General features: G+C 59.6%; 16 protein-coding genes, 1 tRNA gene and 1 pseudogene. 6 read left to right on the forward strand and 12 right to left on the reverse strand.

Going from position 1 to position 23,967, the window contains the following annotated elements; genetic code table 11:
• The 9 genes and pseudogenes from QNH97_RS23860 to QNH97_RS23895 all read right to left on the reverse strand — a co-directional run bounded on the left by QNH97_RS23860 (position 1) and on the right by QNH97_RS23895 (position 13,718).
• Positions 1–2,226, reverse strand: coding sequence for an OsmC domain/YcaO domain-containing protein (locus tag QNH97_RS23860; RefSeq protein WP_283554186.1), 2,226 nt, complete (start codon positions 2,224–2,226; stop codon positions 1–3).
• 173 nt (positions 2,227–2,399) lie between these two features.
• A complete protein-coding gene (gene metE / locus QNH97_RS23865; protein WP_283554187.1) occupies positions 2,400–4,688 on the reverse strand; it encodes a 5-methyltetrahydropteroyltriglutamate--homocysteine S-methyltransferase in 2,289 nt (762 codons plus the stop codon).
• Positions 4,689–4,857: 169 nt separating this feature from the next.
• Positions 4,858–5,910: a sensor histidine kinase gene (locus QNH97_RS23870; protein WP_283554188.1), complete on the reverse strand. Its 1,053-nt coding sequence runs from the start codon at positions 5,908–5,910 to the stop codon at positions 4,858–4,860.
• 9 nt (positions 5,911–5,919) lie between these two features.
• Positions 5,920–7,380 carry an ATPase domain-containing protein gene (locus tag QNH97_RS23875; RefSeq protein ID WP_283554189.1) on the reverse strand — a complete coding sequence of 487 codons (1,461 nt, stop codon included), beginning with the start codon at positions 7,378–7,380 and terminating at the stop codon, positions 5,920–5,922.
• A complete protein-coding gene (locus tag QNH97_RS23880) occupies positions 7,377–7,811 on the reverse strand; it encodes a hypothetical protein (protein WP_283554190.1) in 435 nt (144 codons plus the stop codon). Before QNH97_RS23880 ends, QNH97_RS23875 begins: the two co-directional genes overlap by 4 nt.
• 101 nt (positions 7,812–7,912) lie before the next feature.
• Entirely contained in the window at positions 7,913–9,466 is a 1,554-nt protein-coding gene (locus QNH97_RS23885; protein ID WP_283554191.1) for a TerC family protein, read from the reverse strand.
• A gap of 363 nt (positions 9,467–9,829) precedes the next feature.
• Positions 9,830–10,735 carry a methyl-accepting chemotaxis protein gene (locus QNH97_RS29645; RefSeq protein WP_502944554.1) on the reverse strand — a complete coding sequence of 302 codons (906 nt, stop codon included), beginning with the start codon at positions 10,733–10,735 and terminating at the stop codon, positions 9,830–9,832.
• 42 nt (positions 10,736–10,777) lie between these two features.
• A pseudogene (locus QNH97_RS29650) lies at positions 10,778–11,992 on the reverse strand (cache domain-containing protein); the annotation flags it as partial.
• 508 nt (positions 11,993–12,500) lie between these two features.
• Positions 12,501–13,718, reverse strand: coding sequence for an MFS transporter (locus tag QNH97_RS23895; protein WP_283554193.1), 1,218 nt, complete (start codon positions 13,716–13,718; stop codon positions 12,501–12,503).
• A 330-nt stretch (positions 13,719–14,048) separates the two neighbouring features.
• Here QNH97_RS23895 and QNH97_RS23900 point away from each other — a divergent pair, with 330 nt between their 5' ends.
• From QNH97_RS23900 to QNH97_RS23920, 5 genes are all read left to right on the forward strand, one after another.
• Positions 14,049–16,106, forward strand: a complete 2,058-nt coding sequence (locus tag QNH97_RS23900; protein WP_283554194.1) for a methyl-accepting chemotaxis protein — start codon at positions 14,049–14,051, stop codon at positions 16,104–16,106.
• A 103-nt stretch (positions 16,107–16,209) separates the two neighbouring features.
• Positions 16,210–16,286, forward strand: a tRNA-Met gene (locus QNH97_RS23905).
• 290 nt (positions 16,287–16,576) lie between these two features.
• A complete protein-coding gene (ggt, locus tag QNH97_RS23910) occupies positions 16,577–18,418 on the forward strand; it encodes a gamma-glutamyltransferase (RefSeq protein ID WP_283554195.1) in 1,842 nt (613 codons plus the stop codon).
• 55 nt (positions 18,419–18,473) lie between these two features.
• The gene (locus tag QNH97_RS23915) at positions 18,474–19,892 is read left to right on the forward strand and encodes a short-chain fatty acid transporter (protein WP_283554196.1); all 1,419 of its coding nucleotides are present in this window, start codon (positions 18,474–18,476) and stop codon (positions 19,890–19,892) included.
• 112 nt (positions 19,893–20,004) lie between these two features.
• Positions 20,005–21,165 carry a hypothetical protein gene (locus QNH97_RS23920; protein WP_283554197.1) on the forward strand — a complete coding sequence of 387 codons (1,161 nt, stop codon included), beginning with the start codon at positions 20,005–20,007 and terminating at the stop codon, positions 21,163–21,165.
• Between the two features lie 121 nt (positions 21,166–21,286).
• Here the strand turns inward: QNH97_RS23920 and can are convergent, their stop codons facing one another.
• Entirely contained in the window at positions 21,287–21,931 is a 645-nt protein-coding gene (gene can / locus QNH97_RS23925) for a carbonate dehydratase (RefSeq protein ID WP_283554198.1), read from the reverse strand.
• Between the two features lie 132 nt (positions 21,932–22,063).
• Between can and QNH97_RS23930 the strand changes: the two genes are divergently transcribed.
• Positions 22,064–22,468: a serine kinase/phosphatase gene (locus QNH97_RS23930; RefSeq protein WP_283554199.1), complete on the forward strand. Its 405-nt coding sequence runs from the start codon at positions 22,064–22,066 to the stop codon at positions 22,466–22,468.
• Positions 22,469–22,633: 165 nt separating this feature from the next.
• Here the strand turns inward: QNH97_RS23930 and rimI are convergent, their stop codons facing one another.
• The gene (rimI, locus tag QNH97_RS23935; RefSeq protein WP_058546016.1) at positions 22,634–23,086 is read right to left on the reverse strand and encodes a ribosomal protein S18-alanine N-acetyltransferase; all 453 of its coding nucleotides are present in this window, start codon (positions 23,084–23,086) and stop codon (positions 22,634–22,636) included.
• Positions 23,079–23,864 (reverse strand): energy transducer TonB, encoded by a 786-nt coding sequence (locus QNH97_RS23940; protein WP_283554200.1) that lies wholly within the window; start codon positions 23,862–23,864, stop codon positions 23,079–23,081. Before QNH97_RS23940 ends, rimI begins: the two co-directional genes overlap by 8 nt.
• Positions 23,865–23,967: the final 103 nt, after the last annotated feature.

A 23,967-nucleotide genomic window follows, 5' to 3' on the forward strand; every position in this document is an offset into this window, starting at 1 on the left:
TTAGCCAATCGACGGCTCGAGTCCGCCCGGCAAAGCCACCACACTGGCCCGCGCCGCGTGCAGTTTCTTGTAGCTGTCGATCAGACGCAGGTGTCTATCGAGCCCCTCCAGTTTCATGCTGGTCGGCTTCAAGCCGTGGAAGCGCACGCTGCCGTTGACCGAGCCGATCGCGGCATCCATCCGCTCGTTGCCAAACATCCGACGGAAATTGGCCTCGTAGTCTTCCAGTTCCAGGTCTTCGTCCAGCTTCATCTCCAACACCACGTTCACAGCCTGGTAGAACAACCCACGCTCAACCGTGTTGTCGTTGTACTGCAAGAAGGTTTCCACTGCTTCTTTCGCCTCTTCGAATTGCTGCAAGGCAAGATAGATCAGCAGCTTCAACTCCAGGATCGTCAGTTGGCCCCAGGCCGTGTTGTCATCGAACTCGATGCCGATCAAGGTGGTGATGTCGGTGTAGTCGTCCAACTCGCTTTCCACCAGGCGCTCGACCAGCGCTTGCAGTTCGTCTTCTTCCAGGCGATGCAGGTTCAGAATGTCGGCGCGGAAAAACAGCGCTTTGTTGGTGTTATCCCAGACCAGATCGTCCACCGGATAGATTTCCGAATAACCCGGCACCAGGATCCGGCACGCTGTCGCGCCGATATGCTCGTAGACCGCCATGTACACTTCCTTGCCCATGCCTTCGAGAATGCCGAACAAGGTGGCGGCTTCCTCGGCATTCGAGTTATCGCCCTGGCTGGAGAAGTCCCACTCCACGAACTCGTAGTCTGACTTGGCGCTGAAAAAGCGCCACGACACCACGCCGCTGGAGTCGATAAAGTGTTCGACGAAATTATTCGGCTCGGTCACCGCATGGCCTTCGAATGTCGGCTGGGGCAAGTCGTTGAGGCCTTCGAAACTGCGGCCCTGCAACAATTCGGTCAGGCTGCGCTCCAGCGCCACTTCCAGGCTCGGGTGCGCGCCGAACGAGGCAAACACACCGCCGGTACGCGGGTTCATCAACGTGACGCACATCACCGGGAATTCCCCGCCCAGGGACGCATCCTTCACCAAGACGGGGAACCCCTGCTCTTCCAGCGCCTGAATACCGGCCATTATCCCCGGGTATTTAGCCAGCACGTCGGCCGGTACATCTGGCAGGGCAAATTCACCTTCAATGATTTCGCGTTTGACCGCGCGCTCGAAAATCTCCGACAGACATTGCACCTGAGCTTCGGCCAGCGTGTTACCCGCACTCATGCCGTTGCTCAGGAACAGGTTCTCAATCAGGTTGGACGGGAAATACACCACCTCGCCGTCCGACTGGCGCACGTACGGCAGCGAGCAGATGCCGCGTTCCTCATTGCCCGAGTTGGTATCGATCAGGTGGGAGCCACGCAGCTCGCCGTCGCGGTTGTAGATTTTCAGGCAGTACTCGTCGAGGATTTCAGCCGGCAGCGCATCTTTACGGCCAGGCTTGAACCAGCGTTCGTCCGGGTAATGCACGAACGCCGCGTTGGCGATGTCTTCGCCCCAGAACTGATCGTTGTAGAAAAAGTTGCAGTTCAGTCGCTCGATGAATTCGCCCAGCGCCGACGCCAGTGCGCTCTCTTTGGTCGCACCCTTGCCATTGGTAAAACACATCGGCGAGTGTGCATCGCGGATATGCAGCGACCACACATTGGGAACGATATTGCGCCACGAAGCGATCTCGATCTTCATGCCCAGGTCCGCCAAGATGCCCGACATATTGGCGATGGTTTGCTCCAGCGGCAGGTCCTTGCCGGCGATATAGGTGCCGGCTTGGGAAACCGAATTCGGCATCAGCAACGCCTGGGCATCGGCGTCGAGGTTCTCCACCTCTTCAATGACAAACTCAGGCCCGGCTTGCACGACCTTCTTCACCGTACAACGGTCGATGGAACGCAAAATGCCTTGGCGGTCTTTGTCGCTGATATCTGCCGGCAGCTCGACCTGGATCTTGAAGATCTGGTTGTAGCGATTTTCCGGATCAACAATATTGTTTTGCGACAGGCGAATGTTTTCGGTGGGAATATTGCGGGTCTGGCAATACAACTTCACAAAGTAAGCCGCGCACAACGCCGATGAAGCCAGAAAGTAATCGAACGGCCCCGGTGCCGAACCATCGCCCTTGTAACGGATAGGTTGATCGGCCACCACCGTAAAGTCATCAAACTTGGCTTCAAGTCGAAGGTTGTCGAGAAAATTGACCTTGATTTCCATACGGGATTACCAGAATAACGAGCAAAAAATAGGCGGCCATTATCCGCCTTTTCAATCGGAAGTCTTGTGCTTTAACCCTCTGTAGCCAAGCGCACTACGCGCCCTGCCCGACGCTCAATGAAAAAACCGAAGCACAGTGAAGGGCTTCGGTTGGGTGTCATGCGGGTAAAGCGTCAAGCCAATTCTTTACGCAGACGCCGTGCCGCACTGACCATGTGCACCAGCGCCGCTTCAGTTTCCTGCCAGCCACGGGTTTTCAGGCCGCAATCGGGGTTGACCCATAGACGCTCGGCGGGAATACGCTTGGCGGCTTTACGCAACAAGTTGGCCATTTCCGAAGCATCCGGAACCCGTGGCGAATGGATGTCGTAGACCCCGGGGCCGATGTCATTCGGGTAGTCGAAGGCTTCGAACGCATCCAGCAATTCCATATCCGAACGCGAAGTCTCGATGGTGATGACGTCGGCATCCATGTCCGCGATGGACTTGATGACGTCGTTGAACTCGCTGTAGCACATGTGTGTATGGATCTGCGTTTCGTCACGCACACCGGAGGCGCTCAGTCGGAACGCCTCCACCGCCCAGTCCAGGTACTCCTGCCATTGCGCCCGGCGCAGAGGCAGGCCTTCGCGGAATGCCGCTTCGTCGATCTGCACGATCTTGATGCCGGCCGTTTCCAGGTCGAGCACTTCGTCTCGCAAGGCCAGGGCCAGTTGTTGAGCCTGGACTTTGCGCGATACATCTTCGCGCGGGAACGACCACATCAGCATGGTCACCGGGCCGGTCAACATGCCTTTCATGACCTTGTCAGTCAGGCCTTGGGCATAGCGAATCCACTCCACCGTCATGGCTTTCGGACGACTCAGGTCACCGACAATCACCGCTGGCTTAACGCAGCGCGAACCGTAGCTTTGCACCCAGCCGAAACGGGTGAACGCATAGCCGTCAAGTTGCTCGGCGAAGTATTCGACCATGTCGTTACGCTCGGCCTCGCCGTGTACCAGCACATCCAACCCCAAGCGTTCCTGTACCAGGACCGCGTGACGGATCTCGCTGTGCATCGCTTCGGTGTACTGCGCTTCGCTCAGCTTGCCTTGCTTGAACGACTGGCGAGCGAGGCGAATAGAGGCGGTTTGCGGGAACGATCCGATGGTGGTGGTCGGGAACAACGGCAAGTTCAAACCAGCGCGTTGCTTCTCGATTCGTTGGGCAAACAGGGAATGGCGCTGACTGTCCTTGGCGGTGATCGCGGCAACGCGGGCCTGAACCGCCGGCTTATGAATACGTGGCGAGGCCGCACGATCGGCCTGGACGGCGCGACTTTGCGCCAGTGCCTGGAGCACCTTCGCAGCTTCCGGCTCATTCACGGCCTGGGCCAACACCGCGACTTCTTCGCACTTCTGCACGGCAAAGGCCAGCCAGCCTTTCAGTTCAGCATCGAGCTTATCTTCACGCTCGAGGTCGACCGGGCTGTGCAACAACGAGCAGGACGGTGCGACCCACAGACGGTCACCCAGACGCTCGCTGGCATGTTGCAGAGTGGCCAATGCTTCTTCCAGATCGCACCGCCATACGTTGCGGCCGTTGACCAAGCCCAGCGACAGTACTTTGTAAGCGGGCAGGCGATCCAGAATAGTCGGGTACTGTTCCGGGGCGCGCACCAGGTCGATGTGCAAACCATCGACCGGCAGGTTGGCGGCCAGGCCCAGGTTCTCCTCCAGGCCACCGAAGTAAGTGGCGAGCAGCTTTTTCAACGGATCACGTTGGATCAGGTTATAGGCACGCTCAAAAGCGTTTTTCCATGCTTGCGGCAAATCGAGGACCAGGATCGGCTCGTCGATTTGCACCCACTCAACGCCCTGTGCGGCCAGGCGCTGGAAGATCTGACCGTACAGCGGCAACAGACGATCCAGCAGTTCGAGCTTGTCGAATTCGGCACCCTTGGCCTTGCCCAGCCATAGGTAAGTCAGCGGGCCAATGATCACGGGCTTGACGTTGTGGCCCAGCGCGAGGGCTTCTTCGACCTCTTCGAACAGTTGATCCCAGCCGAGCTGGAATTGCTGGTCTGCGCTGAATTCAGGGACGAGGTAGTGGTAGTTGGTATCGAACCACTTGGTCATTTCCTGGGCATGCGCACCGCCACAGCAACTGTCGCTGACACCGCGTGCCATGCCGAACAGGGTCTGCAACGAAGCTTGGCCATCCGCTGGGCGGAAGCGCTCGGGGATCACACCGAACATCAGGGAATGGGTGAGGACTTGGTCATACCAGGCAAAGTCGCCGACCGGCAACAGCTCGATGCCGGCGTTTTTCTGCAAGTCCCAGTGGGTTTTGCGCAACTCACGACCAACGGCCCGCAAACCCTCTTCGTTTAGCTCGCCCTTCCAGAAAGCCTCTTGTGCTTTCTTCAGTTCGCGGTCGCGGCCAATGCGCGGAAATCCAAGGGAATGGGCCAATGCCATGACAAATATCTCCAATGTGCTCGATGGGCGCCATTGTCGACAGTTACCGCCTGGTGAGACAAACTCATTTTAATCTTGATGATCACAAGTTATCCTCATGATCACGTAATCAAGATTCGCCACCTGAAAACTCGTCTACGGCGTTGGGAGGCGTCAGTGCAGTAAGCGATCAGGAAGGGTTGCCTTGCATGGCTTGATTCATCAACGGCAACCTCACCACGAACTCGCTCCCCTGACCGTCGCCGTCGCCCGCGCTCTTGCCGATCACCGTGCCACCGTGGCTTTCGACCAACTCGCGCACCACCGTCAGACCAATGCCCAGGCCTGCGCCGTTAAAACCGACGGCATGAACGTCCTGCACAAAGGGTTCGAAGATGAACGGCAGCGCCTTGGCCGAGATCCCTATGCCGGTATCGCGGATGCTTATTTCCACTACGTCGACTTCAACGGTGACCGAAAGGACGACGGTGCCGCCCGCCGGGGTGTACTTGGCCGCATTGCCCAGCAGATTGCCGAGAATTTGAGCGAGTCGCACCGGATCGCCGTTCACCGACAGGGCACACTCGGGCAATTTTGCGCTGAAATGCAAATCCCCAGAGCTCATCACCGGCCCACAGATCTCCATGGCCTCATGAATGATCTGAAGCATATCGACCCTGTGACAATCGAGGCGAAGCTTTCCGGTCTTGACGCGAGAGACGTCAAGCAAGTCTTCGACTAATCGGGACATGTGCTGCACCTGGCCTTCGATCAACTTCTGCATGCGCGGTAACTCCTCACTGGGCACCCGCGCCAGTCGGCCGGCAATCATGCTGATGGGGGTCAGCGGGTTGCGCAGCTCATGAGCCACCAGGGCGAGAACGTTCCGTTGGCGCTCCAGGGCGCGTTCGGCCGAGGTCCTCAGGTGTTGCGCGCTGAGCGCGGCGATGACCAATAGCTCATTGGCTTCGCGCATATCCAGGTACAGCTGTTGTTCGGCCTGCGTGGGTTTTGGCTTTTCCGCCTCGGACTGGGCCGACAGGATCGCCAGGACCAACTGCTGGTTGGCCTCGATCAATTGCTCGATCTGTTGCTTGTCGGCGATCTGAGTGTTGGCGTCACTCAACTCTTTGTGCAACGCCGCCAGCACCGCCCGCGCCTCGACGGTTTTCTGGCCGAGCAGGAACAGCTCGCGAGCGACCGTGGCCACCGCGTTCTCATTCTTGTCATTGGCCTCATCCATGATGGTGGATCATCCACTGCTTTTGTCAGCTAGCTGCCGGGTAGGTCGGCCGCCGAGCAAACCCTCCTGGTCCGGCAACATTTCGCCGATCTGCAAACCGTCATCGTCGATGCGATACAGGCGCAACTCATCGGAATGGGCGCTGGCCCGCACCTTGACCACGGCCATGATGCGCAATAGACGGCTCTGCACCTCAATGTAGCGTTGTACGATGATTGCGTCAGTGAGAAAGGCCGTGCCGTAAGGACTGAAACGCAGGTCGGTGTAACGGTCTTCCAGCTCCGAAGTCAGCAAGACACTGACACCGGCACTGGTCAACGCGGTGACCATGCGCGACAGCGATTCGCGGAAGTCTTCACGAAAGGTCGGCGCCAACGCCAGTTCGAAACCCGACAGCGAATCAATGACCACCCGAGTCGCTTTCAATCGGGCGATCTCGCCCAACAGCAACTGCACGATTTCATCGATGGACAGGTCCGGAGCGCGGCTATCCACCAGCCCGACCTTACCGCATTGAATCAAGTTGGCCAGGGTAGCGTTCTGGGAATGATTGGGACGTTGTTCGAATACTGCGATCACGCCGGTTTCACCGTTTCGCGCGCCTTCGGCGAGGAAGGACGCCGCCAGGATGCTCTTGCCCGAACCGGACGGGCCCGCCACTAACAGGGAGTAGCCGCACGGCAACCCACCGCCAAGCATCTCATCAAGCTGCGGCACGCCCATGGCCAGGCGCTTGATGGGGAACTCCAGCGGGGCTTCGACCGGGTTGAAGGGCGCCGGGGCAAAGATCTTGATCCCCGACGAGGCGATACGGAAGGTGTGCAGCCCCGGCAGCGTCGGCTGGCCGCGCATCTTCATGATTTCCATCTTGCGCACCATGGAATTGCGCTGAACGCTCTGACGCAGCCAGATCAGCCCATCGGCCACGGTGAAAATCGGGTTGGTATCGGTTTCGGTGAAATATTCACCGATCAGGAACGTCGTGGCCTGCCAGGTGGTCATCAGCATGCCCAGTTGCTGGACGAACTGCGGCAGGTTGTTGTTCGGGTTGTCCTGGGTCTGGCTGGCCAGCACCACCGAACGGAACGAATCAACGAACACCAGCGCCGGGGAGTGAGCCTCCACCTCGTTGACAATACGTCGCAGCACTTCGTCCAGGTCCCCGGCCAGGGTGTCGTCAGCCAGGTTGACGTAGCGGATCGATTGATTGATCGCCTCGCTGTCGAAGAAATCGAACTGCTGCTGATAACGCAGCATCTTCAGCGGCGGCTCGCCCAGCACGGTAAAAAACAACGCGGGACGCTCAGGGGTTGCCAGGGCAAACATCATCTGGTGCGCGAGGGTGGTCTTGCCACAACCGGGCGGACCGGCGATCAGGTTGAACGAAAACTCCGGCAATCCTCCGCCCAAGACCTCGTCCAGTCCTGGCACGCCGGTGGCCAAGCGGTTGATAGTCACTTTGGTGCTCATGGCGAATTTTCCTGCGAAGGGGTGTCGCTCAAGGAAGGTTCCCACACGCCACGAAGCAAACGTGCGGTGAGCGAGGGCCCGATCAACGTGGTCAGCAACTCGTAGAAGATGGTCAGCAACATTTCACCGAAAAACAGCGCATCGGCTTCGCTTTGCTCAACGAGTACGGATTTAAGGGCAATCAGAACCTGACCGGCCTGCACCCTGTCGCAGGGGCTGGCCAGACGCGGATGAGTGGACCCACACAGATGCAGGCTGCGGCGATAAAGCGCGGCAACCCCTTGTTGACCAATGACGGGCGCGAGGGCCGCCTCTATATCCTGCAAAATTGAAATGATCGCGTGGGCGGTCTTTGCAATGTCAGCGTTGGGGCCAACGCGGTGCGCCAGAGAAGCTACGATCTGACGGCTCTCTTCGCTTAGCGTGGACATGGCTAACTGATATCCGATGGGCAGATGTCGATAGTACACCCCTCCAGCAAGTTATCGAGCACCTTTGAACAAAGCACTACCGCCAACGCCGTCTCGCTTGCTTACACTTCATCCTTGCGCAAGAGCACCCTCGTCACTCGACGCTCCTGCACCGCCACGACAGTCATGCTCCACCCTTGCCAGCTAAGTTGGTCTCCGATGACCGGCAAGCGATCCAACAGGCTGATCACCATCCCGGCGAGGGTCTGATAGTCATCCGTCGCTTTCGCCTGGAAGCCAATGTGTTCGCAAACCAGGCTGAGATTCAGCGCACCGCTGACGAGAAAGCCACCCTCTTGAGCAACGATATTCGGGCCTTCGATTTCACTGGCATCGGGCAATTCACCCGCAATCGATTCGAGGATGTCGGTCATGGTAAGAAGACCGATGAAGTCACCGAATTCGTTGACCACAAAAGCGATGTGGGTCGACTCTTTGCGCATTTGCTCCAACGCGTTGAGAATCGTGAAGGTGTCCAGCAGGTTGATCGTCTGGCGGGCGATGCTTTCCAGATTCGGCTGGTTACCGGCCAACAGCTCCTTGAGCAACTCTTTTTTGTGAACAAACCCCAACGGCTCATCAATCCGTCCCTCCCGGATCAACGGCAACCTGGAGTACGACGAATGCATCAGCCTTGTGCGGATCTTCTCGGGTGAATCGGCCAGATCAATGTGATCGATTTCAGCACGCGGGGTCATCACCGTGCGGATAGAGCGTTCCGCCAATTGAAGCACGCCGCTGATCATGACGCGTTCGCGTCGATCGAAAACCTGATCGACTTCATCGCCTGCCAACATGTCGGCGATTTCTTCACCCACCTCATCGGCGCCTAGCTTACGGCCACCCAGCAAACGCATGACGGCATGGGCGGTACGCTCGCGCATGGGGCGATGCCCTTGCAACGTCTTCTTGCGACGCAGGCGAGCCATCTGGTTGAACAGCTCGATCAGAATCGAGAAGCCGATCGCGGCGTAGAGATATCCTTTCGGAATGTGGAAACCCAGGCCTTCTGCGGTGAGGCTGAAGCCGATCATCATCAGGAAGCCAAGGCAGAGCATGATGACCGTCGGGTGCCCGTTGACGAAGTTCGTCAATGGTTTGCTCGCGATGATCATCAAGCCAATGGAGAAAATCACGGCGATCATCATGATCGACAGGTGATCCACCATACCGACCGCAGTAATCACGGCGTCCAGCGAAAACACTGCATCGAGCACCACAATCTGCGCAACGATGGGCCAGAACATCGCATAGGCCGCATTTCCCGAACGCTGCGTCACATGTCCTTCGAGTCGCTCGTGCAATTCCATGGTGGCCTTGAACAACAGGAACACGCCGCCGAACAACATGATCAGGTCTCGCCCCGAGAACGTCTTGTCGAAGACCTCGAACAATGGCTCGGTCAGGGTCACCATCCAGGAAATACTCGCCAACAGGCCAAGGCGCATCAATAGCGCAAGGGACAGGCCGATGATGCGGGCACGATCACGTTGCTCGGGCGGCAACTTGTCCGCCAGGATCGCAATGAACACGAGGTTATCGATGCCGAGCACCAGCTCCAGCACGATCAGGGTCAGCAGGCCAAGCCATGCTGTGGGGTCGGCAATCCATTCCATGGGCTTATTGCTCCTTTCGCAGCATCAAGGGCCATGGGACGGCCGAACAAGGAGAGGCATGCCTGACGAGGTAACGCGAAGGAATACAGGGCATGGCGTGAAACAAGCGACCGGGAGGCTCCGACGGGACGTTCATAAGGACCTGAAAAGAATTGGGGAAAAAATCCTACAACGTTTCGGAACTCCCCATGGGAGAGGAATTATTACGAAATCTGACAGCAGTAAGAGATCTCAAAATGGCGGACATTCGTATTACCCATTGGCATCTTTCCAAAAAATCCCCGGTATCACGCGTTGATCCGGGGATTTTGTCATGTCGCACTCACCACTGCCGGCGTTGCGCCTGGACAGCGGCGGCGATACCTAGCCTCTTTTGACTTTAAAGCGCCCCAGCACACGCTGCATCAGTGAGGCCCGCTCCGAAAGGTCCCTGGCTGCCACCGCGCACTCTTGTGAGTTGGACTGGTTTTTCTGCGTCACTTCATCGATCTGCTCCAACCCGATGCTGGCCTGCTGCAAGCCTGAAGCCTGCTCGCTGGAGGCCTGGTAGATCAGCGAAACCAGGTTGGAAACCGCGCTGGTTCCCGTGACGATGTTTTTCAGCGACTCGGCGGTCCGACCGGCGATGACCATGCCGCGCTGTGTCTTGTTCGAAGAGTCGGCGATCAATGCGGCCGTCTGCTGGGCGGCTTCGGCGCTGCGAGCGGCCAGGCTACGTACTTCATCAGCGACTACGGCAAAACCGCGCCCAAGCTCACCGGCCCGGGCCGCTTCGATGGCCGCGTTCAAGGCCAGCAGATTGGTTTGTGCGGCAATGTTATCAATGGTGGTGATGATCGCGGTGATGTCCTTGCCCGAATTGTCGATTTCGGCCATGGCGGCAATCAGCTCACTCATCAGTTTGTCGCTCTCCCCCGCATCGGCGCGCGAGGCCTGGGATTGCTCGTCGGCTTTCTTGGCGTTGGCGGCGTTATCCCGGGTCTGGGCGGCCATTTGTGTCATCACCGCGCTGATCTCGGTGATGGACGATGCGGAATTGGACGCGCCATCGGACAATGACTGGCTCAGGTCGGTGACCTGCGCCGAGCTGCCGGTGATCTGGGTCGCGCTGGTCTGGACCTCGGAAATCAGCTGGTTCAGGTTGCTGACCATTTTCTCCAGTGACTTGCCAAGGGTATCGTGGGGCGAAGACAAGCGAACCTCCAGGTCCAGGTCGCCTTCGGAAATACGCTCGGCCACCCGGACCTGCCGTTGCAGGCTTTCAGACATGTCGTTGAGCGCCACAGACAATTGCCCGACTTCATCCTCGGATTTCTGCACCAGGCGCCGAGAGAAATCCCCCAGGCTGATGTTGGCGGCCAAGGCAGCGGCCTCGCGAATCGGCCCGACGATTTTCGCCGCGGCAAACCACAGGGCGGCCAGGGCCAACAGCGAAATAACCACCCCTACCGACACTTGCCAGATGCTGTTGCTGATGCTGCGCGCCTGCAACTCCTGCTCCAGGGCAATGGCCTGGGCCATGACCACGGCCTTGGGCAAGCGAATCAGCACCGCCCAGGGCTTGCCTGTGCGACCGAGCGCAATGGGCATCAGCACTTCGATATTCTGTGTTTGCGGATTGAGCAGGCCGTCGCCACGACCGCTCTGAATATCGCTGAGTACTTTTTCCCAGGCGTCAGGCAGCAAGGCCTTGATGGGCTGGCCAATCAGATCGGTATGACGGCTGTCCGCAACCACCAGCCCCTGGTTACTCAGGATCGAAACCGTGCCTTTGCCACCGTAGAGGTCGGCAGACATCTGCTCGCTGAGCTTCTGGATGAAAGCGATATCGAAGTCTGCCCCGACCACACCGTAGAACTTGCCGTTGGACACGATTGGCACCGACAAGGTGGTCAGCCATACGTTTTTGCCCTGGACCACATAAGGAATAGGGTCCAGTACGCTTTCCTTCAGGGTGTCGCGCGGGCCAGTGTACCAGCCACCTTTAGGCACACCATTGGGATGAAGGTCCGGCGAGTCGTACTCGACCAACGGCTGCACCGCGACATTGCCACCGGCGCTGCGTGTCCAGTAAGGCGTGAACCGTCCTGTCAGGGGATTATTGCCATTTTGAGTATTGCGAAACGCGAGATCTTGTCCGTCCAGCGCATCCGGTTCCCAGCAAGAATAGGTGCCGTTAAAGTCAGGGTTGTCCTTCAGGACGCTGAGCAACACGCTGTTGATCTGCTCACGCCCCAATGCCAGAGGGCTTTGCGCAGCCTTGCTGGCGGCAAAGGTATTGGCCATGGTGCGGGCCGCATCCAGTGCATTCTGCAGCTTGGCCTGGATGGCGTTGGCACGGGACTCGGCCAGGTTCTGGATTTCCCGGATCGTTGATTTTTCTACCAACGCTGAGACTTCGGTCGCGACGTATTGCTCATTGGTCCGAGCGGTAAAGAGCCCGTAAACAACCAGGCTGATGGATGAAACAAACAGGCAAATGCCTGCCGTGACACAAATGCGTGCCTGCAATGACTTGAACTTCATATCATCCCCTGCCTGATTCTATTTATTGCCAAGGTTAAAGGCGACGGCCTCTAACTTATGCACGACGCGGCGAATAACAATCAATCGTGGCTGTTTACGCTGCCCACAAGACAACCGCCTTGAAAGGCATGGCGATACAGCTGCTTTATAAGTATTTGAAACGTGGCAGGTGGGGCGTAAATCCACTCTATCTGCCTGAAATGCAGAGAGAGGTATTCAAATCAAGAACCGAAGGCCTTAGGTGCCAGGGCAATAAGGGCGATAGGTGGAAAGAATGCGCGATCCCTGCTTTTCCAGTAACCATGGGGTCACTCTTGAATAACGTCGAAGAATCCATTCAGACCAATAACCACAACAGCAACTTAACACGGTCGACTTTTAGACAGAATCGAACTTAGGAGGCGTATAAAGTAGTACTTTGGTCGTAATTAACGAGCGAGCGCCCAGAAAAAAGCCGCGAATCAACGCGGCTTTTTTTTTGCGGCCGATGATTAGGCGTCGCTGCGGCTCAAGCTTTTTTAGTCCTCGGCAGGAAAATCGCCAACACCCCTAACAACGGCAGGAACGAGCACAACCAATACACGTACTCGATACCACGGATGTCCGCCAGATGCCCCAGCAGCGCGGCGCCAATCCCGCCGAAACCGAACATCAGGCCAAAGAACACCCCGGCGATCATCCCGACATTGCCCGGCACCAGTTCCTGGGCATACACCACGATGGCCGAGAACGCCGAGGCCAGGATGAAGCCGATCACCACGCTGAGGATGCTGGTCCACAGCAGGTCAACGTGAGGCAGGATCAGGGTGAAGGGTGCCACGCCGAGGATCGAGAACCAGATCACCGCCTTGCGTCCGATCCGGTCACCGATAGGACCGCCAAAGAACGTTCCCGCCGCCACCGCGCCGAGGAACAGAAACAGGTGCAACTGCGAGGAGGCCACCGACAGGTCAAACTTTTCGATCAGGTAGAAGGTGAAATAACTGGTGAAACTGGCCATGTAGAAATACTTGGAGAACACCAGCAGTCCCAGCACCACCAGCGCACTCAAGACCCGGCCCTTGGATAAACCGTGAGTGGCCGCCTGGCCTTGCTTGAGCTTGAACAGGTTCAGGTGATTGGCGTACCAGCGGCTGATGCGGTACAGCACGAACAACGCAAACAGGGCGAACAACCCGAACCAGGCCACATTGCCCTGCCCGTAGGGAATGATGATCGCCGCCGCCAGCAGCGGGCCGAAGGCCGAACCGGCATTACCGCCGACCTGGAACGTAGACTGTGCCAGCCCATAACGACCACCCGAGGCCAGTCGCGCGACTCGCGAGGCTTCCGGGTGAAAGGTCGACGAGCCAATGCCGATCAACGCGGCGGCCAGCAGGATCATGGCAAAACTGCCAACCATGGACATCATCACAATGCCGATCAACGTGCACACCGTCCCGGCCGGCAGCAACCAGGGCTTGGGATGTCGATCCGTGTGATAGCCGACCCACGGCTGCAACAAAGATGCGGTCAACTGGAACGTCAGCGTGATCAGGCCAACCTGGGTGAAGGTCAGGCCATAGCTGTCCTTGAGCATCGGGTAGATCGAGGGCAGCACTGCCTGGATCAAATCGTTGATCAGGTGCGCCAGTGCCACGGCGCCGATGATGCGCATGACCAACGGGCTGCTTTGCGCCGGGGCGGCAACGGATGGGGTGGCGGCTTGGGTATTGCTGATAGCCATGGGAGTTTCCATACGACAGAGGGTGCACATGGGCAGGTGCGTCAATGTGCCATTTTTCGGTGCAACAAGGCTATCCCCTTAGCTTGCTATCGACCTTGAAAAATTGTCGAGTTCCGAGGTGATAGCCCAACGCCATGGTCTGAATCTTGCCTTGTTAATGAGCTACAACGCGGCTCCTTACAAAGGAGACCGAGAATGGGAAGTTTCGCTACAGAGCTGGCCTACCGAGCCGATTTGGACAAACTTTCGAGGCCTTTTAAAAGGGCGCCCGCTTTTGCACTGTGTAAAAACGCACAAAAACAGTGCATGGGTGTCCAGGGGAGTATGGGCATGCAGGCTTTTCTATCACCGGGAATCAGGTTGTTGGGGCATTTCGGCTTCGCCCGCAAATTCCAATTGCTGTTCCTGCTTTTTATCCTGCCGCTCATGGGCAGCCTATGGCTCATCGGCCAGGACTATCGCGACAAGCTCAGCCTGATTTCCGGAGAACGCGCCGGGGTGCGGCAGTTGCTGGCCCTGGATAACCTGGACAACCTGCTCACCGCCCAACGCAACCGCGCAGCCCGTTGGCGCGCCACGGAAACCAATCGCCAACCAACACCCGCGACGCTGGCTGCGGTGGCGGATTTCGATGCCGTGCAACCGGCTCTCAACCAGGCCGCCAATGACCTGGGCACCACTTTGCAAACCGAGGGCGCCGAAGCCGATACCCTCGCCCGCTATCAAACCCTGCAAACCAGCCTCAACGGCCTGGATTCGAAAAGCCTGGGCAGCGTGGGCTGGTGGCCAGATGGCTACGACCGCTTCACCACAGCCCTCAGCGCCCTGCAAGCGTTGCGCGAGCAGATGGTCATGGACAACCGCCTGACCCTCGCCTCTTGGCTGGAGACTTATCTGCTGACCCAGATTTCCACCCAACAAACACCGGACCTGATCGAACGGGTCGGCCGCCTGGCCAGCGTTGGCCAGGCCTCCGTGGTGTCGGGCCAGTTCACGTTGCAGAGTCGCCTGCAACTGCGGGACCTGCGCAGCCGTATCGGTGACGCTCGGGATCAACTGGTCAAGACCGGCGCATTGCTGGAAACCCGCCTGCCCAGCGAGTTGCAAACCTGGGCCGGACAATTCCAAGGCAGCCTCAAGCACTTGGACGCCGGCCTGAAAGTACTGGATGACGGCGTATTCGGCGGCTCCATCAACCTGAAGCCGGAAGACTTCGAAAAACACATGGACGCCCTCCTCACCGACCTGGCGACCCTGCGGCAACAATCACTGGTGGCACTGGATACGCGGCTGGACCACTACCACGGCTCGGCGATCCGCCAGTTCACGCTGGTGGCGACGGTGCTCGGCTGCCTGGTATTGGCCGCGCTGTACCTCTTCATCTGCCTGCAAGCGTCCATCCGCCGCAGCGCCAGCGGCATCACTCTGCTGGCCGAGGCCTTGCGCGACGGCAACTTGAGCTTGCAAGTGCCCGTTCAGGGGCGCGATGAACTGGCGGCTATCAGTACCGCCCTCAATGTCGCCGTGGTGCAGTTGCGCAACAGCCTGCTGGGGGTGGACCACGAAACGTTGCAACTGAGCAATGCCGTGCGCACCCTCAATACGCATTCCAACGGCGCCCTGGGCGAAGTCGAGGCCCAGCAGATGCAGATCAGCCAGATCGCGGCCGCCGCGACGCAACTGGCCGCCACGTCTCAAGGTGTTGCGCGAAGCTGCGAACAGGCATCAGACAGCGCCCAGCAGACCCGGCGCATCGCTACCGACAGCAGCCGCGACAGCCAACGCACCACGGCCAGCATCCAGCAACTCAACCAGCGGCTCAACGAGACCGCCGCCGCGTTGGGCCGGGTCAGCGAACAGGGGCAACAGATCCAACTGGTGGTCGACACCATCCGTGGCGTGGCCGAGCAGACCAACCTGCTGGCCCTCAACGCCGCCATCGAAGCCGCACGCGCCGGGGAACAGGGTCGTGGTTTTGCGGTAGTGGCCGATGAAGTACGCAGTCTGTCGCAACGCACCCAGTCCTCCACCCAACAAATTGCCGGCACCGTCGACAGCCTGCGCGCCACGGTCAATGAAGCAGTCAGCCTGATGGAAGCCGCCTGCGGTCAGGCCCAGACCGACGCGCAAGCCGTCACCGGCCTGGGTGAACGCCTGGGAGAAATCGCCAGCGCCGTGCAAAGCGTCACCGACACCCTGGCGCAAATCGCCACTGCGGTGGACGAACAAGCCAGCACCGCCGATGAGGTCAGCGGCAATATCCAGCAGGTCGATCAAGCGGCCATGCGCTTGCTCGATGGCGCACGGGCTGTGAACCTGGCGGCCGATACCCTGAGCAAGGGTAGCCAGGCCTTGAGTGCCAATACAGGGAGATTTCAACTCGGTTGAGGGGCGTCCGCAGCGAGGATGGATAAGCGGTTGAAAGCGCAGAGAAATATTTCAGATTTACGCTTGACACATCTTCGCTACCGGCGAATAATGCGCGCCACTTGGCTACATAGCTCAGTTGGTTAGAGCATAGCATTCATAATGCTGGGGTCCGGGGTTCAAGTCCCTGTGTAGCCACCAAGTACTAAAAACGGCTTATCGAAAGATAAGCCGTTTTTTTATGCCTGGAGAAAAGCGCCTGCTCTCTCAGATGTGTTCGTTCCACCGTGGCGAGGGAGCTTGCTCCCGCTGGGCTGCGCAGCAGCCCCTTTTTTTGTGAGCGCTGCGCGCTCAAGCGGGAGCAAGCTCCCTCGCCACGGTGGTGCCAGGCAAGCTGCAAATCAAGGCGACCAGCCTCGTGTTGATTTGCGCCCCACGCCTCGCGTCGCTACAGTCGTTCTCCATACCCCAGGCCACGGATGGAGCGACACATGCTTGCAAATCTGAAACCGAACTTTCATCGCCTGTCAGCCGTTTCGCTGCTGGCTGTCGCTCTGACACTCGCTGCCTGCAAGGCCCCACCCTCCTCCACCGCTACACCTGCATTGCCCGCCCCACCGGAGGTCGTCTCCGGCTTCCGTACCGACCTGCAGACCCGCTACGCCGACAAACACATGGCCGCTGCGGCCAACCCTCTGGCGGCCGAGGCCGGGCGGGAGATGTTGCGGCGCGGAGGTTCGGCCATCGACGCGGCCATTGCGATGCAGGCCGTGCTGACCCTGGTGGAGCCGCAATCCTCTGGCATCGGCGGCGGTGCATTTATTGTGTTGTGGGACGGCAAGGCCGTGAGCACTTATGACGGGCGCGAAACGGCACCGGCTGGCGCCACCGAACGACTTTTCCTGCAAGCTGACGGCAAACCCATGTCCTTTACGGCCGCGCAGATCGGTGGTCGTTCCGTGGGCACGCCGGGGGTGCTGCGCGGGCTGGAACTGGCCCATCGCAAACATGGCCGTCTCAAATGGGCGACGCTGTTCGAGCCAGCCATCGCGCTGTCGGAGCAGGGCTTCGCGATCTCGCCCAGACTGCACACATTGATCGCCACCGACCCATCCTTGCCGGGCTCTCCAGACATGGCGGCCTACTTTCTCAACGCCGATGGCAGCCCGAAGGCGGTTGGCACGGTGCTGAAGAATCCAGCCTTGGCCGGCGTGCTCAAGCGCATCGCCAACGAAGGTCCCGACGCCTTGTACAAGGGGCCGGTTGCCGAGGAGATCGTCGCCAAGGTGCAAGGCCACGCCAACCCCGGCAGCCTTTCGCTGAACGACCTCCAGGGCTACACCGCGCGAGAACGGGCACCGTTGTGCACCGACTATAAGCGCTGGCAAGTCTGCGGCATGCCACCACCGTCTTCGGGCGGAGTTGCCGTGGCGCAGATCCTCGGGACGTTGCAGGCCCTGGAACAGCGCGATAGCCACGCGGCCCTCGCGCCCTTGAAACCCGTCAAGACCACCAAGCCCGCCGGCATTGAACCCGCCCCCGAAGCGGTGCACCTGATCGCCGAAGCCGAGCGCCTGGCCTACGCCGACCGCGCCCAATACATTGCCGACCCCAATTTTGTAGCCGTGCCGCTCAACGGCCTGGTCAATGCTGGGTATCTGGCCAGCCGCGCCGGCCTGATCGGCCCTCGCAGCATGGGCGTCGCCAAGCCCGGTACGCCACCGGGCATCCAGGTGGCCTACGCCCCGGATCGTTCACCCCTGCGTATTTCCACCTCGCAAGTGGTGGCCGTGGACGACCAGGGTGGCGCCGTGTCCATGACCACGACGGTGGAGTCGGCGTTCGGCTCACACTTGATGGTTCAGGGGTTCATGCTCAACAACCAGATGACCGACTTCTCGTTCATCCCCGAAGAGAATGGGCAGAAAGTCGCCAACCGCGTCGAACCGGGCAAGCGCCCACGCTCGTCCATGGCACCGACGCTGATCTTCGATCGCCGCGGTGAACTGGTTGCAGCTGTCGGTTCACCCGGCGGCTCGCAAATCATCGAATACGTCGCCAAGTCAGTCATTGGCCTGCTGGATTGGGAACTGGACGCGCAAACCGCCATCAACCTTCCCAACTTCGGCAGCCGCAACGGCCCCACCGAACTGGAACAGGGCCAGTTCAGCCCGACACTGATCCAGGCGTTGAAAGACAAAGGCCATGCGGTGAGCGAAATTGACATGACCAGCGGCACCCAGGCGATTGTCCGGGTGCGCGATGCGCAAGGGAAAGCATCATTGGCGGGTGGGGCGGATCCAAGGCGCGAGGGTCAAGCGCTGGGGGATTGACCTTGCCGCTACGCATACGCATACCCATAACCATAAAAAAATTGAGGTACTTGCCGTGACCACCGACATCGAAGACAGCCGTTCCGCTCGCTTCGCCCTGCGCTGCTCCAGTTTTGCCGAGCGCTGGTTCCCTGACTCCTGGGTCTTTGCCGCCCTGGCCGTGCTGGTGGTCGCGCTGGCCACGCAATTCATCGGCGCCACGCCCACGGCTGCGGCCATGGCGTTCGGCGACGGTTTCTGGAGCCTGATCCCATTCACCATGCAAATGGCTTTCGTGGTGATCGGCGGTTATGTGGTCGCCAGCTCACCGCCGGCCGTCAAGCTGATTGATCGTCTGGCGCGTATCCCGAAGAACGGCCGCTCCGCAGTGGCCTGGGTGGCGCTGATTTCCATGGTCGCGTCGTTGCTCAACTGGGGCCTGTCACTGGTGTTTGGCGGTTTGCTGGTACGCGCCCTCGCCCGTCGCACCGACCTGAAGATGGATTATCGCGCCGCCGGTGCCGCGGCTTACCTTGGCCTGGGCGCGGTGTGGGCCCTGGGATTGTCTTCGTCGGCTGCGCAATTGCAGGCCAACCCGGCCAGCCTGCCGCCCTCGATCCTGTCGATCACCGGCGTCATTCCTTTTACCCAGACCATTTTTCTCTGGCAGTCCGGAGTGATGTTGCTGGCACTGATCGTCATCTCATTGATCATCGCCTACGCCACCGCACCTGGGCCTAACAGCGCCCGGGATGCCGCCGCCTGCGGGATCGACCCCAGTTTCAGCATGCCGGCGCTGCAGCCACGCACCCGTCCCGGGGAATGGCTGGAGCACAGCCCACTGCTGACCATCGCCTTGGTGCTGCTGGCCGCCGGCTGGCTGTTCCACGAGTTCTCGACCAAGCCTGCAATCAGCGCCATCTCCGGGCTCAACACCTACAACTTCCTCTTCCTGATGCTCGGCGCGTTGCTGCACTGGCGGCCGCGCAGTTTTCTGGATGCCGTGGCCCGTGCGGTGCCGACCACCACGGGTGTATTGATCCAGTTCCCGCTGTACGGCTCGATCGCCGCATTGCTGACCACGGTCAAGGGCAGCGACGCCCAGACGCTGGCCCACCACATCTCGACCTTTTTCGTACAGATTGCCTCCCATGACACCTACGCCCTGTTGATGGGCGTCTATTCGGCGGTACTGGGCTTCTTTATCCCCTCTGGCGGGGGCAAGTGGATCATTGAAGCGCCCTACGTCATGCAGGTCGCCAACGACCTTAACTATCACCTGGGCTGGGCGGTACAGATCTACAACGCCGCCGAAGCTCTGCCGAACCTCATCAACCCGTTCTACATGCTGCCGTTGCTCGGCGTCCTGGGGCTGAAGGCCAGGGACCTGATCGGCTTCTCCTTCGTGCAGTTGCTGGTGCATACGCCACTGGTGCTGGTATTGCTATGGGCGCTGGGGAAGACATTGACTTACTTACCGCCAGTGATGCCATAAAGCCATAAAAAAGGGCCGATATTTCCGTCGGCCCACTGTTTCTTCGGCTCGGACTGTTTCAGTATGGCAACACCCTGTTTCGAGGGGCCCACACGCTGAAAAGGATCTGAGCATGTCCAAACTTGCCGTACTTTCTCTAGCCGCCCTGGCCTTCAGTGCCACCGCCCAAGCCGCCGACATCGACGTACAGCTGGGCAACACCGAACGCGTCACCCGTCTCTTCGCCTATCCCAACAACTGCAACGTCATTTGCTTTCGCGACTGGACCCTGGAACAGACCGTCGAACATTACCTGACCCAAAGCGTGCAGCGCGACGGCTACAGCGCGGCCAAGGTCAGCGTCAAAAACGACAACGGGATCGTCTATGCCCACATCAGCGGCGTACCGAAAAGCTATGGCCAACCGCTGACTGCACTGCTCGACGCCGGGGACCTGGCGTACAACGGCGCCAGCAAACTCAACAGCGACAAGAAATGGTCCTACAACTGGTACCTGTTCCTGCCGCTGGGCATGGCCCTGGAAAATCGCAAGAGTGTCGAGTTGCTGCACTTCCCGCCGGATTACTCGCTGACCCAGGCCCAGGATTACCTGGAATCGGCCACCACCGATCGCTGGGCCACGCTGCTGACCGTCAACGGCATTGCCGCTGACCAGACGCCGGCCTACCAGACCATCATCGACATCGCGCCCATCGCCGCGCCCTCCAATGCTGGCCAGACGCTGGAGGGGCTCTACGGCTACTTCAACGATTATCAGACCACCATGGTCAAGCAAGTCAGCCAGACCGCCAGCGGGGCCGCGTTGCCGATGGTGGCCTTCGGCGCTCCCGTGCGGAACTGGATCAAGACCCAGTACGGCCAGACCGTGGGTGTGCTCGGCCTGGCGACCATCACCCCCACAGCGGGAGTCAAGGTGCCGGTCCTGGGTTCCAACCACCCGAGCTATATCTGGTACGCCGCTGACAAGGACAACTACGACGGTGACGAAGCCAAGGCTGACGCCGCCGGCTTGAAAGTCATGGGCCAGGATCTGAGCGCTGCGTGCTGGCAGGCCGGCATGGGCAGCAAGCCGGGCACCGATCCAACCACCCAACTGAACCAATGCACGCAAACCTGGCAGGTCACGCAAAAGGAAAAGACCTGCGAGTTGTTCTATACCTCGGTGCGCGACCTGAAGCAGGATGAAGCGGCGAAAAAATGCGAAACGCCGGCGATCAAGTCGCAACTCCCGCAACTGAAGGTGCCCATGCCGCTGCCTGCCGAGGCGGTATAAACCCTTGAGGCGCCTTCCCGTATAAGCCATGCGGGAAAGCGCCTTCAGACCCTTTCAGAGTCACCCAGAAGATGTCGCCGACTTGGGTGAAGCTATCAAGGCCTATACCGAAACACCCAAGTCAGGGCGCGCTGACCGGACGTAAGCGATACTGCGGCGGCAATTGCTCGAAACCGCTGATGGTGGTGTCCAGGCTTTTCCAGCGACCGTCCTTGATGCCGTAGATGCAGCCATGAACCGACAGTTTCTGCCCGCGGTGCCAGGCGTTCTGCACGATGCTGGTGTGGCCGACGTTGGCCACCTGCTGGATCACGTTGAGTTCGCACAGGCGGTCGACGCGCTCTTCTTCGGTCGGCAGTTGGGCCAACGCCTCACGATGTTCGTAGTACAGGTCGCGTATCGAGCGCAGCCAGCCGTCGATCAGGCCCAGTTGCCGGTCCTGCATCGAGGCACGCACGCCGCCACAGCCGTAATGGCCGGTGACCAGGATGTGCTTGACCTTGAGTACGTCCACCGCGTACTGGATCACCGACAGGCAGTTGAGGTCGGTGTGCAGCACCACGTTGGCCACGTTGCGGTGCACGAACAGATCACCCGGCAGCATGCCGACGATTTCGTTGGCCGGCACTCGTGCATCGGAACAGCCGATCCACAGGTACTCCGGGGTTTGCTGATTAGCCAGCTTGGAGAAGAAGTCAGGATCCTCCTGCTTGATCGCATCGGCCCAGCGCGCGTTGTTATCAATCAGATCTTGTAATTCGTTCATGCTGTCCAGCCCTCGAGAATAGTGCGCAACTTTGACAGTCGACCGCCTGTCGAGGTCACTTCGATGATGCCGTTGGAATTCTCGGCACGACTGCGGGTCCACCCAGTAAGAGCCACAGTATGAGGAATTGCCATGAATGATTCACGACGTCCTTTCGATGCGGTGCAACCGGAACCCATCGACGACAACGAAGACCGCATGGGCTCGATGCATGAGCTGGAATTCGACGAAGACCAGCCCAGCGCGAAAATCGGTGACGAATTGCCGGAAGACGAACGCGAGCACCTGATGCCGCGTGAGCGCGTCCGTGAAGCCGGCCTGACGGGGGCGTCGAAAGACGACCACCAACCGACCGACGACGACATGAGCCCGGAAACACTCATTCGTGAAGACGGCGCCCGCGATGCCCACGAGGCGGGCGAAGATGGTCAGGCCGACTGGGACCTGAGCGTCGTGGATGAAAACGATATTGGCGGAGGCGACGGCCTGGACGAGGCGGAAATGGCGGATATCGATCCGCTGGATGGCAAGCGTTGATCAGAGCAGCTCACATACCGCATATCCCCTGTGGGAGCGAGCTTGCTCGCGAAAGCGTTGGATCAGCTTGCATCGATGTTGGAGGTGCCGCCGCCTTCACGAGCAAACTCGCTCCCACATTGGACCTGCTGTGGATAAAAGTGTGTTGCTGACTCGGCAGCCGTTTCAATCAACGAGGGTGCAGGCCATGACCACCGCGTCTTCACGCCCACCCACCGCCGGGTAGTAATCCCGGCGCCGGCCAATTTCATTGAAACCATAGCGCTCATACAGCCGGAACGCCGTGCGGTTGCTGTCACGCACTTCCAGGAAGCATTCCCGGGCCTGGGCCTTGTAGGCGATGGACATGAGGTGTTCCAGCAGGCGCAAACCCAGGCCACGGCCCTGGTTTTCCGGTTTGACGGTGATGTTGAGCAGGTGCGCCTCATCCAGGATGATCTGCACCACGCCGTGGCCCACCTGTTGCTGGCCTTCGAACATCAGCCAGATCTGATATTTGCCCAGTCCGTCGAGAAAGATTCCTCGGGTCCAGGGATGGCTGTAGGCCGCGTATTCGATTTTCAGCACAGCGTCGAGGTCCGCCTCGGTCATCGGGCGGAACGATACAGCGTCACTCATTCGATTCTTTCCAGCGCGCCATCAGCCGGCGCATGGCTTGCCAGACATCAGCCTTGCGCTGTGGCGTTTCCATTAACAGTTCCAACCCGGGCAATGCCCAGGCCGAGCCCAGGCCTTCGACCTGCAGTTCGCGATTGAACGCTTCGGCGTCCGCCTCGCCGGCAAACCTAACCGCCGGCAGGCCGATCAGCCACAGACACACACAGGGCTCGTCTTCGAGACGTGCCGAAACAAAGCCCTGAACGAAATCCCGTGCCGCTTCCGGCCCCTGGTCCATGGTTCCGCGAGACAACAGCGGCCAGCGCACTGGCTCGCCTATGATTTGCGGACTGTCCGGCAGACCGGCGGCGCGCAGCATGTCCTTGAGCAGCAAGTACGCCGGATCGCGACTCTGGAAGGGTTCGCCCGTGGGCAACTCCACCAGCAGCAGGCAGCGACCCGCCCGCAGCAATTGAAGGGCGAAACGCGGCGGCGCGACGTAAGGTGCCTTGACCGGGGCTGGGGTGTCATCCACCGCCTCAACCGGTTTGGCATTGGTGCGGGTCGAGGCCAGGCTTGGGCGAGGAACCTCGATCTTCGGCCGTTCGACAGCAGGCGCCACCGGCTCGGCGACGGTCTGGGCCACAGGCGCTGTCACCACCGGCATACTTTCTACCGGCTCGGGCGTTTCCAGCAGCTCGGGCCGCGACGGGGCGGCAAACGGCAATTCGGTGCGCGGCAGCCAGCTGACCACCTGCATGGCGGTCAGATAAGCGCGGCGACGGGACTCGATAAGCAAGGGTCGGCCACTTGTGGATAACTGAAAGTGGGAGGGATTCTACCGCCCTTCGACGCGGATCGCTTCCCTGTTAAACCAATAGTTGATCGATACAAAACGACAG

It is taken from the genome of Pseudomonas sp. G2-4, from assembly GCF_030064125.1.
Taxonomy (GTDB): Bacteria; Pseudomonadota; Gammaproteobacteria; order Pseudomonadales; family Pseudomonadaceae; genus Aquipseudomonas.